This is a genomic window from Rhizobium sp. PK7-22, assembly GCF_056530405.1.
The window spans coordinates 528,889-540,178 of record NZ_CP096514.1 but is presented as its reverse complement, the minus strand read 5'-3'; the positions used below and the strand labels follow the sequence as shown (position 1 = coordinate 540,178).

The following is an 11,290-nucleotide window of genomic DNA, read 5'->3' as shown; positions in this document are numbered from 1 at the left end:
CAGGATTGCCCATGACCGACATACACATGATCGAAGCCGCACGCGACCGCCTTGCCGGTCGGGTGCGGCGCACGCCCCTACTGTCCTCCCCCTTTCTCGACGAGATCGCCGGACGGCGGGTGTTCGTCAAGCCCGAGTGCCTCCAGCATACGGGCTCGTTCAAGTTCCGCGGCGCCTGGTCGGCCATCTCGGCGCTTTCGCCGGAGGTGCGCGCCAAGGGCGTGCTCGCCTTCTCCTCCGGGAACCATGCGCAGGGCATCGCGCTTGCCGCGAAACTCCACGGAATTTCAAGCGTCATCGTGATGCCGTCCGACGCACCTCAGATCAAGATCGCAAACACTCGGGCCTTCGGCGCCGAAGTTGTGCTCTACGACCGCGCGACTGAGGACCGCGACGCCATCGGCGCCGAGCTGTCGCAGGCGCGGGGACTGACACTCATTCGTCCCTTCGACGATCCGCAGGTCATTGCCGGCCAAGGGACGGCCGGGCTTGAAATCGCCGAGCAGGCGGAGGAGGAGGGCATTCAAACGGCAGAGGTACTGATCCCGACCGGCGGCGGAGGGTTCGCATCCGGTATCGCGCTGGCGCTGGAGGCGAAGGCGCCGCAGTTGCGGGTACGCCCCTGCGAGCCTGCCGGCTTCGACGACGTTGCCCGCTCGCTCGCATCCGGCAGGATCGAGCGCAATGCCAGCCAGTCGGGATCGCTCTGCGATGCCATTGTCACGCCGCAGCCCGGCAATCTGACGTTCCCGATCCTGTCGCGTCTCTGCGGTCCAGGCATCGCCGTTAACGACGACGAGGCGTTGCACGCTGTCGTGCTCGCTTTCAATCGGCTGAAGATCGTGGTGGAGCCTGGCGGTGCGGTGGCCCTGGCTGCGGCCCTTTTTCATGGCGAGACGCTGGGCGACACCGTCATTGCCGTTGCGTCCGGCGGGAACATCGATCCAGACGTCTTCAAGTCGGCGATGGACTGCTTCGCATAGCGCCTGGGGTGTCTGTCGCCGGCCCTGTTAATTCTTTGGTAAGATTTTCCTTGCCGGAGAGGTCATTGGAATGGTTATCTCTACCAATGCGGTAGAGATAACCTATATTCTCTCCTGTCGGTGTCAGTCTCAGGAGGAAATGATGCAGTCGAACCCATACGAGCAGCGGGCGTCCCTCACGCGTCAGACCGGCAGCAACAGCCGCTGGAGCGGTCTGGTCAACACGTCGCTTGTCACGATCGCCTTCGTCTTCGTCATTGCCGTCACCTTCGGTCTTCTCGGCTGAATCCCCAACCTATGACGGTTTCAGCCAGGACTCTGCGATCTCCACCCACAGGGCTGTGCCGATTGGGAGCGCGTCGTCATTGAAGTCGAAGCGCGGGTGGTGGAGCGGCGGGTCGTCTGCCGTGCGTCGTGTTCCGAGGAAGAAATAGCTGCCCGGCCTTGCCGCCAGCATATAGGCAAAGTCCTCGCTCCCCATGCTCGGGCGCGGGAACTCGTGGACGTTCGACGGGCCAACGACCCGTCCGGCCACCTCCCGGACGAAGTCCGTCTCAGCCGCGTGATTGATGGTCGGCTCATAGCCCCGCTCGTAGTCGATACTGACGGTCATGCCGTAGCTCGCGGCCTGTCCCTCCGCCACGGCGCGGATGCGTTCTTCCAGGCGGTTTCGGACCTCGGGATCGAAGGAGCGGATGGTGAGCAGCATCTTTGCCCGCTGCGGGATGACGTTGCTGGCCTGACCAGCGTGAAAGGCGCCCACCGTGACCACAGCTGAATCGATCGGATGAAGGTTGCGCGATACGATCGTCTGCAGCGCCATGATGATGCTGGCGCCGGCCACGATGGGATCTGCCGTGTCCTGAGGTTCGGCGCCATGGCCGCCGCGTCCATTGACGACGATACGGCATTCGTCCACGGCCGCCAGCACCGGCCCGCTACGTACATAAATCTCGCCGAGAGGCAGCCCGGGATCGTTATGAAGCGCAAAAACCGCATCACAGGGAAACCGGTCGAACAGCCCGTCCTCGATCATCAGTCTGGCGCCGCCGAAGTTTTCTTCTGCGGGCTGGAAGATCAGGTGGACCGTGCCGTCGAAGTTCCTGCGCTCGGCGATGCGTTTCGCTGCTCCCAGCAGCATCGTCGTATGGCCGTCGTGGCCACAGGCGTGCATCAAGCCCGGCGTCTGGCTGGCATATGGCGCCCCGGTTTCCTCCAGGATCGGCAGGGCGTCGATGTCCGCCCGAATGCCGATGGAGCGGTGACCGGTGCCGTTTCGCAGCGTCGCCACGAGCCCGGTCGTCGCCAGGCCCCGGGTCACCTGGTAGCCCATGGCCTCCAGCTTTTCGGCAATGAAATCCGACGTCCTGAACTCGGACAGCCCAAGTTCCGGGTGCTGGTGCAGGTAACGCCTGATCGCGACCAGGTCCGGGATGTCGTTGGAGATGGGAGTGCTCATGCCTTCGCCTTGATCGTGGAGGATGTTTTTTTGCAGCGATAGCAAGCATGACAAGGTGTCGTAAGCCCCTGCTTGCCGCTCGCCGTTTACCAGATTGTTCAGCTGTTATTCAGGCTCAAGCAATTATGCGCAATAATGGCATCGTCCGTTCTCGTCTTAGGCGTCCGTTTTGTTTGTAAAATCAGCTTCCTCCTCTACTTCCGTATCTACCAAGGCTTCGCCGCCCTTTGCCCGTCTAAATCAGCGTAAGGATCAATGGCTTTTCCTCAGAAGACCACTTAAGCCAGTCTCGACGTCAGTCTAAGTCAGAAGCCGAACCCATGTCCTTTCACAGCACCCCATCCGCCTCGCCTCGTGATCCAGACGCCAAGCAGATCGACCACAATGACTCGATCCGGGCGAGCTATCTGGCCAATGACGAACTGCGGGAGCTGGGACGGAGTTTCGGCCGCGACGGGCTGCAGAACCTGCCGGAGTTTTCGGAGTTCGAGTTCTTCGCGCGGCATCGCTCCAACGACAAGGAGATCCTGCGGGTCTACCGGTCCATTGCGGCTGACGTGGACGCAGGCGCCGCCATCACGCCAGCGGCGGAGTGGCTTCTGGACAACCACTACGTCGTCGAAGAAGCGATCCAGGAGGTTCGTCGCGACTTCCCGCGGCGCTTCTACAAGCAGCTGCCGCGGGTCAAGGTAGACGGGCAGCAGATGCCGCGGGTGATGGCGCTTGCCTGGCTCTATGTCGCGCACACGCACAGCACCATCTCCAAGGAATCGCTTGCCGCCATGGTGGAGGGTTTCCAGGAAACAAACCCGTTGGAGATCGGTGAGCTTTGGGCGCTTCCTTCGATCCTTCGCTTCGTCCTGATCGAAAACCTTCGCCGTATCGCCGTGCGCGTGGATCGCTCGAGGCGAATGCGGGTCAAGGCCAACGATGTTGCAGACACCATCATCCGGCTCAACGACGAAGCCGCCAGTGCCGGGATCCTGAACGGCATCGAGCCGCTTACGCAGGACCACACCTTCGTGACGCAGTTCTTCTACCGGCTGCGGAACGCCTCGCAGTCCTCCAATTTTGCCGTGTCGTGGCTTGAGGAGCGGCTTCAGAAGGCTGGGACGGACGCCGAGGACGTGATGATGGCGGAGCACAGCCGCCTTGCCTCCGGCAACGTCACCATGGGCAATATCATCAAGAGCCTGAGAGAGATCGACGACACTGAGTGGAGCGTCTGGTTCGAGGATGTCTCGCATGTCGACCGGATTTTCCGGGAACGATCGGACTATTCCAATCTCGATTTCGGCTCGCGCAACAGCTACCGCAACCGCATCGAGCAGCTTGCCCGCCGCTCGCCCGGAACGGAGATAGAGGTCGCGCGGCGCGCAATCGAGCTTGCCGAGCAGGAGCCCGCGGAGGAGCAGGCCTCCGGCGAACAGAATATCGGTGCCTTTCTCGTCGGACGTCGGCGGAAGGAGCTGGAAGCGGAGGTCGGCTACAGGCCGCCGTTCCTGCAGCGCAGCATCCGGCAGGTGCGGCGGCTCCACTGGGTTGCGATTGCGGCGCCCGTCATCCTGCTTACCCTGCTCGCCATGGCCGTCGTTGGCTGGTTCCTTGCCAATGCCGGAATGTCGGGGGCCGTCCTCGTCCTCTTCCTCTTTCTGTTTGCTCTGCCTGCCTCGGAAGGAGCAACCGGGCTGTTCAACACCCTGGTCACCTATTTCGTCAAACCGGCACGGTTTGTGGGCTACGAATTCAAGGACGGCATTCCGGAAGAAGCGCGAACGCTGCTGGTCGTGCCCTGCATGATCACCAGCCGCGACGTCGTCGACGAGCTCATTCGCAATATCGAGGTCCACTACCTCGCCAATCCCCGCGGCCAAATCTATTTCGCGCTTCTCAGCGACTGGAAGGACAGCACGGCGGAGGAAACTGCCGCGGATCTGGAAGTCCTGGACTACGCCAAGGCCGAGGTTGCCGCGCTCAGTGCGAAGTATGCGTTCGACGGCAAGCAGCGCTTCTACCTTCTGCACCGGCGGCGGCAGTTCAACCCGGGCGAAGGCGTCTGGATGGGCTGGGAACGCAAGCGCGGCAAGCTGCATGAGCTGAACCTGTTGCTGCGTGGCGACCAGGACACAAGCTACCTGCCCGGCGCAAACGCAGTCCCCGACGGCGTCCAGTACGTGATGACGCTCGACGCCGACACCCGCCTGATGCGCGATGCGGTGACCAAGCTCGTCGGCAAGCTGCATCATCCGATCAACCGTCCGGTCCACGATCCGGTGTCGGGCCGGGTCATCGAGGGCTACGGAATCCTTCAGCCGCGCGTGACGCCATCGCTCACCACCGGTAAGGATGCCTCGGTCTTTCAGAGAGTCTTCTCGGTGGGCCGCGGCCTCGACCCTTACGTCTTCACCGTTTCGGATGTCTATCAGGACCTGACCGGCGAGGGGAGCTTCACCGGCAAGGGCCTCTACCACGTCGATGCCTTCGAACGGTCGATCAAGGGCCGCATCGACGAAAACTCGGTTCTCAGCCACGATCTGCTCGAAGGCTCGTTTGCTCGCTGCGGCCTTGTCACGGATGTCGAACTCGTCGAGGATTTTCCGACCCGCTACGAGGTCGAGGTGTCGCGCCAGCATCGCTGGGCGCGCGGGGACTGGCAGCTTCTGCCCTATATCATCGACCCGGCGCGGGGCGTCACAGCGCTTGGGCGCTGGAAGATGATCGACAACCTGCGCCGGTCGCTGACGCCGGTCGCCTGGTTCTTTGCCTCCGTGCTCGGCTGGTACTTCTTCGAGCCGCTCGGTGCCCTGGTCTGGCAGATCTTCCTGATCTTCCTGCTGTTCGTCGCACCGACCTTGTCGCTGATCACCGGCATCCTGCCGCGCAGCACCGACATTGTTCCGCGTGCCCATTTCTATTCGCTCTGGTCGGAAATCCAGTCCGCCAATGCGCAGGTCGCCTTGCGGATCGTCTTCATCGCCGACATGGCCTGCCTGATGACGGACGCCATCGCGCGCTCGATCTACCGCCTCTTCGTCAGCCGCAAGCTGATGTTGGAGTGGAAGACCGCGGCCAGCATCCAGTCCAGCGCGCAAGGGAGCGCCGTCGACTACTACAGGCAGATGTGGCACGCGCCGGCGATCGCGATCTTCAGCCTGATCTTCGCATCGATCCCGGGGGACAACGCGTTTCTCGTCGGACTGCCGTTCGCGCTTCTCTGGATCGCGTCGCCGCTGGTGGCCTGGTATGTCAGTCAGTCCGCAGAGACGGAAGACAGGCTTTTTGTCCCTGACGATGTGGCGGTCGAGCTTCGAAAGATCTCCCGCCGTACCTGGCGCTATTTCGATACCTTCGTGACGCCGGAGGACAACCATCTGCCGCCGGACAATTTCCAGGAACAGCCGGAGCCAGTTGTGGCGAGGCGCACCTCGCCCACCAACATCGGCGTCTACCTGCTCTCGACGGTATCGGCTCGCCAGTTCGGCTGGATCAGCTTTGCCGACACCATCGAGCGTCTGGAGCAGACCGTGGCAACGGTTGACAGGATGGAGAAATACCGCGGTCATCTCCTGAACTGGTATCACACCGACAGCCTGGCGCCGCTTGGGCTGCGTTATGTCTCGGCGGTCGACAGCGGCAATCTGGCCGGCCACCTGATTGCGATCTCGTCCGCCTGCCGCGCCTGGGCGGAAGCGCCGTCGGCGCATCTGCAGGCGAGCCTGGACGGTGTTGGCGACGTAGTCGGCATCCTGTCGGAGAGCATGGAAGCCTTGCCGGATGACCGCAAAACAGTGCGGCCACTACGCCGTCGTCTGGTCGAGCGGATCGATGGCTTCGGCAACGCGCTGGCAGCGGTGAAGCGCGAGCATGAGTTCGCCTCGATCCGCATCATCAACCTTGCGGTTCTGGCGCGAGATATCCACAAGCTTTCCCTCAACCTCCACTATGAAACCAAGTCCGGGCTCAGCGAAGAGCTGACCTATTGGGCAGGCAAACTGATCGATGTGTGCGAGGCGCACATCTCCGACAGCGTCTTCGACCATTCCAACATTGAGCCGCTGCGCAAGCGGCTGATCGCGCTGGGCGATCGCGCGCGCGACATCGCCTTCTCTATGGATTTCACCTTCCTGTTCCGGAAGGACCGTCGGCTACTGTCGATCGGCTACCGGGTGGACAGCAACGAGCTGGACGAAGCGTGCTACGACCTGCTCGCTTCCGAATGCCGCCTCACCAGCCTCTTTGCGATCGCCAAAGGGGACCTTCCGAACGAGCACTGGTATCGGCTCGGCCGCCAGGTGGTGCCGATCGGTGCGCAGGGCGCGCTGGTCTCCTGGTCCGGGTCGATGTTTGAATACCTGATGCCGCCGCTCGTCATGCAGGAGAGACAGGGCGGGATTCTCAATCAGACGAACAATCTGGTAGTCAAGGAGCAGATCGCGCACGGGCGCCGGCTCGGGACGCCCTGGGGGATCTCGGAGGCCGCCTTCAACGCCCGCGACCATCTCCTGAACTACCAGTATACGAATTTCGGCGTGCCCACCCTCGGTCTGAAGCGTGGCCTTGGCCAGAACGCCGTCATAGCGCCCTATGCTTCGATTCTCGCAAGTCAGTATGATCCGCTGGCGGCGATCGACAACCTGCATGCCCTGGAGGCGCTGGGCGCGCTTGGGCGCTATGGCTTTCACGATGCGGTCGACTTCACCCCGACACGCGTCCCTGCCGGGTCGCGGTGCGCTATCGTCTACAACTACTATGCCCACCACCACGGCATGTCGATTGCCGCCGTCGCCAATGTGGTCTTCAACGGTTACCTGCGCGAACTCTTCCACGCCGACCCGGTGATCGAGGCCGCCGAGCTTCTGCTGCAGGAGAAGGCGCCGCGTGATGTACCCGTCATCAGCGCCAAATACGAAGAGACGCCGGGCAGGGGGCAGGCGGAGCTGCTGCGCTCCGAAGTGCGTTCGATCGACAATCCGGCCTACCGGGATCGCGAGATCGCCCTCCTGTCGAACGGCCATTATTCGGTCATGCTGACGGCAACGGGCGCCGGCTATTCCCGATGGAATGGCCAGGTGGTGGCGCGCTGGAAGCCGGATCCGACGGAAGATCGCTGGGGCCAGTATATCTTCCTGCGGGATACGGCCAGTGGCAACTGGTGGTCGGCAACCGCAGAGCCGCGCCGGGCGCCGGGCGAGGTTGCGAGAACGCTGTTCGGTGACGACAAGGTCGAGTTCCACAAGACCGTGGACGATCTGACGAGTGTCGTCGAATGCATCGTCGCGACCGAATACGACGCCGAGGGCCGGCGCGTGACGCTACTCAACATGGGTAGCGAAGACCGCTTCGTGGAAATCACCTCCTATCTGGAGCCGGTGCTGGCTCTGGAGCAGGACGACAATGCCCATCCACTGTTCTCGCGCATGTTCGTGCGCACCGAGATCGGCCGGCGCGGGGATGTGATCCGCGCCTGGAGGAACAAGCGCAATCCGAACGATCCGGACATGATGGTGGCGCATCTCGCCGCCGATAACGCCGGCTCCGCGCGTCCGACCGAATTCGAGACGGACAGGCGCAAGTTCCTCGGTCGCGGTCGCAGCCTGCCGGATGCCGCTGCCTTCGATGCGGATGCAAGCCTTTCTGGCACCGACGGCTTCACCCTCGATCCCATCATGGCCTTGCGGCGGGTGGTGCGGATCCCGGCCGGGAAGAAGGTCAGCGTGATCTTCTGGACGATTGCCGCGCCGAAGCGTGACGAACTGGATCAGGCGGTGGAACGCTACCGGCATCCCGACGCCTTTGCGCATGAACTGGTGCAGGCCTGGACGCGGACGCAGGTGCAGATGCGACACCTCGGCATCACCTCGCAGCAGGCGGCGGCATTCCAGCATCTCGCCCGTTATCTGGTCTATCCGGACATGCACCTGCGCTCGGACCAGGAAACCCTGATGGCCGGGCTGCAGCCGCAATCGGCACTCTGGCCGATGGCAATCTCCGGCGATTTCCCGATTTTCGTGCTGCGGATCAATGACGAGATGGACCTGAGCGTGGCGCGCGAAGCGCTGAGTGCGCAGGAATATCTCCGCTCGCGCGGCGTTACCGCCGATCTCGTCATCATCAACGAGCGCGCCGCGTCCTATGCCCAGGAAATGCAGCATACGCTCGAAGGCCTATGCGAGAAGCTGCGCCGCTCCGGTCAGGCCGAGTCGGGCCGGCCGCATGTCTTCGCGCTTCGCCGTGACGTCATGGACGACGCAACGTTCGATGCCATCATCTCGGCCGCTCGCGTCGTCCTCCATGCCCGGAACGGCAAGCTGATCGACCAGATCAACCGGTCTGTGACGCTGTTTGCAGCGCCGCTCGATGCACAAGCCTATCAGCGACCGCTACCAGCGGGCGATAGTCTCCCGCCTGCCGCTGACGTCGATGGCTCGGGCCTCGACTTCTGGAACGGCTATGGCGGGTTCGACAAGGACGGTGCCGAATATGTCATCCGCCTGCGCGGTGGCCAGTCGACACCCCAGCCCTGGATCAATGTCGTCGCAAATGATCGTTTCGGCTTTCATGTCTCGGCCGAAGGCGGTGGCTTTACCTGGGCGCAGAACTCCCGCGACTACCAGTTGACCCCGTGGGGCAATGATCCGGTGATCAACCGCCCGGTGGAAGGCTTCTATATTGCCGATCAGGTCAATGGCGATGTCGCCACCCCCTTTGCGGCGCTTTCTGCGCGCCCGGAGGTGCTGTTCGAAGCGCGCCATGGACTGGGGTACTCGACGTTTGCGACGAAGGACATTGATCTGGCCATCACCCTGACGCAGACGGTCGATCGCCATCGCGCTGCTAAGTTGTCGTCACTGACGATCCGCAACGACGGTGCCGAGACGCGGCGGTTGCGACTCTACGGCTATGCCGAATGGCTGCTCGGGGACAATTCTGGTCGGTCGCTGCCCTACATCATGACCAGCCAGGACGAGGAGAGCGGAGCCGTGCTGGCCACCAACCGCTTCAGCACGGGCCGTTTCGCCTTCCTTGCATCCAACGAAGCAGTATCGAGCTTCACCGCGAGCCGGCGTGACTTCATCGGCCGTTTCGGCTCGATCGCCTCACCGGCAGCGGTTGCCGGTGCGGCGTCCCTGTCGGGGACGGCAGGGCTGGATGGCGATCCTTGCGCAGCCATCACCTGCGACATCGAGCTGGCACCCGGCGAACAGAAAGTGGTCACCTTCTTCCTCGGTGATGCAGAGACCCGCGAAGAGGCAACGGCTCTCATTCGCGCTTTGAAGGCGGACGATGCCCGGACCATCCTTGAAACCACACAGACCTATTGGCGGGATCTCACCGGCAGGCTGACGGTCTTAACGCCGGACAAGGGCCTCAACCATCTGGTCAATCACTGGCTGCCCTATCAGGCGCTGGCGTGCCGGATCACCGCCCGGAGCGGCTTCTATCAGGCGAGCGGCGCCTACGGCTTCCGCGATCAGCTGCAGGACACGCTGGCGTTCCTGCCGCAGGAACCGGGCCTCGCGCGAGGCCAGATCCTGCGGGCGGCCGCGCGGCAGTTCCCGGAAGGGGATGTGCAGCATTGGTGGCTGCCGGAGACCGGCGCGGGGGTGCGGACGCTGATCTCGGACGACGTCGTCTGGCTCGCGCATGCCGCCCATCAGTATATCCAGGCCACGGGCGACCAGGCCCTCCTGGACGAACAGCTGCCGTTCATCACCGGGCCTCAGCTGGAGCCGAAGCAGCACGATTCCTTCTTCGAGCCGCAGGTCTCCAGCGAGACTGCCAGTCTCTACGAGCACGCCGCGCGCGCCCTTGATCTTGCCATTGAGCGGACCGGCGAGCACGGCTTGCCGTTGATCCTGGGCGGCGACTGGAACGACGGCATGAACCGCGTCGGCATCGGCGGCCGCGGATCGAGCGTCTGGCTGGGCTGGTTCCTGGCGGGAACGCTTCGCGATTTCGCCGCCTATGCCATCCGGCAGGGTGATCAGGCGCGCGTGGACCGTTGGTCGGCCCATGCCGCGCGGCTCAAGGAGGCGCTCGAAACTGCCGGCTGGGACGGTTCCTACTACCGCCGCGGCTACTTCGACGACGGCTCCCCGCTGGGCTCCAGCGAAAGTTCAGAATGCCGCATCGATTCGCTGTCGCAGTCCTGGAGCGTCCTCTCCGGCGTCGGTGCGACGGATCGGGCAAACCAGGCCATGGATGCGGTGCTGTCCGAGCTTGTGGATGATGATTCCGAGATCATCCGGCTCTTTACGCCGCCGTTTGCACATGCGCCCGTGGACCCGGGCTACATCAAGGCCTATCCGCCCGGCGTTCGCGAGAACGGCGGCCAATACACCCATGCCGCCACCTGGGTGGTGATGGCGCTGGCGCGTCTGGGCCGTGCTGACGAGGCGTGGCGCTGCTTCAACCTCCTCAACCCGATCAACCACACGCGCGATCGCGAAGCGGCCGAGCTTTACCGGGTGGAGCCCTATGTGGTGGCTGCCGATGTCTATGGGACTGGAACCCTGGAAGGACGCGGCGGCTGGACCTGGTATACCGGCTCGGCTGGATGGCTCTACCGGGCTGCCGTCGAGGGCATTCTCGGCATTCGCCGGGAGGGCGACCGCCTTCTGGTGCGCCCGGTGCTTCCGTCCGAGTGGGACGGCTTCTCCGCCGAGCTGACGATCGCGGGCGAGGTCTACCGGATCGTCGTCAAGAGGTCCGAGACAGGCGAGGCGCTGGTCAGCGTGAACGGTCAAAGCATCGACATCGAGGTGGGTGCACCGCTGCGCTCGACTACGGTGGAGACGACCTGAGCCTGTTCCAGGCGTGCGTTGGTATCGAACACCGAGAAACAAAG

At 63.3% G+C, this 11,290-nt stretch carries 4 protein-coding genes; 3 read left to right on the top strand and 1 reads right to left on the bottom strand.

What is annotated here, in order from left to right; translation table 11 throughout:
* The first annotated feature begins 11 nt into the window (after positions 1 to 11).
* Positions 12 to 983: a threonine ammonia-lyase gene (locus tag M1E10_RS07400; protein ID WP_499175721.1), complete on the top strand. Its 972-nt coding sequence runs from the start codon at positions 12 to 14 to the stop codon at positions 981 to 983.
* A gap of 142 nt (positions 984 to 1,125) precedes the next feature.
* On the top strand, positions 1,126 to 1,269 hold the full coding sequence (locus M1E10_RS07395) for a hypothetical protein (RefSeq protein ID WP_499175720.1): 144 nt from the start codon (positions 1,126 to 1,128) through the stop codon (positions 1,267 to 1,269).
* A 9-nt stretch (positions 1,270 to 1,278) separates the two neighbouring features.
* On the opposite strand, the gene M1E10_RS07390 is transcribed toward M1E10_RS07395, so the two are convergent.
* The gene (locus M1E10_RS07390; RefSeq protein ID WP_499175719.1) at positions 1,279 to 2,442 is read right to left on the bottom strand and encodes a M20 aminoacylase family protein; all 1,164 of its coding nucleotides are present in this window, start codon (positions 2,440 to 2,442) and stop codon (positions 1,279 to 1,281) included.
* A 320-nt stretch (positions 2,443 to 2,762) separates the two neighbouring features.
* On the opposite strand from M1E10_RS07390, the gene M1E10_RS07385 reads away from it, so the two are divergent.
* Positions 2,763 to 11,246: a glycoside hydrolase family 94 protein gene (locus M1E10_RS07385; protein WP_499175718.1), complete on the top strand. Its 8,484-nt coding sequence runs from the start codon at positions 2,763 to 2,765 to the stop codon at positions 11,244 to 11,246.
* Positions 11,247 to 11,290 lie beyond the last annotated feature (44 nt).

What these genes read in the sequence shown, in the direction of transcription:
- M1E10_RS07400 (WP_499175721.1), top strand. Translation starts at nt 12, where the DNA reads ATGACCGACATACACATGATCGAAGCCGCACGCGACCGCCTTGCCGGT.
- M1E10_RS07395 (WP_499175720.1), top strand. Translation starts at nt 1,126, where the DNA reads ATGCAGTCGAACCCATACGAGCAGCGGGCGTCCCTCACGCGTCAGACC.
- M1E10_RS07390 (WP_499175719.1), bottom strand. Translation starts at nt 2,442, where the DNA reads ATGAGCACTCCCATCTCCAACGACATCCCGGACCTGGTCGCGATCAGG.
- M1E10_RS07385 (WP_499175718.1), top strand. Translation starts at nt 2,763, where the DNA reads ATGTCCTTTCACAGCACCCCATCCGCCTCGCCTCGTGATCCAGACGCC.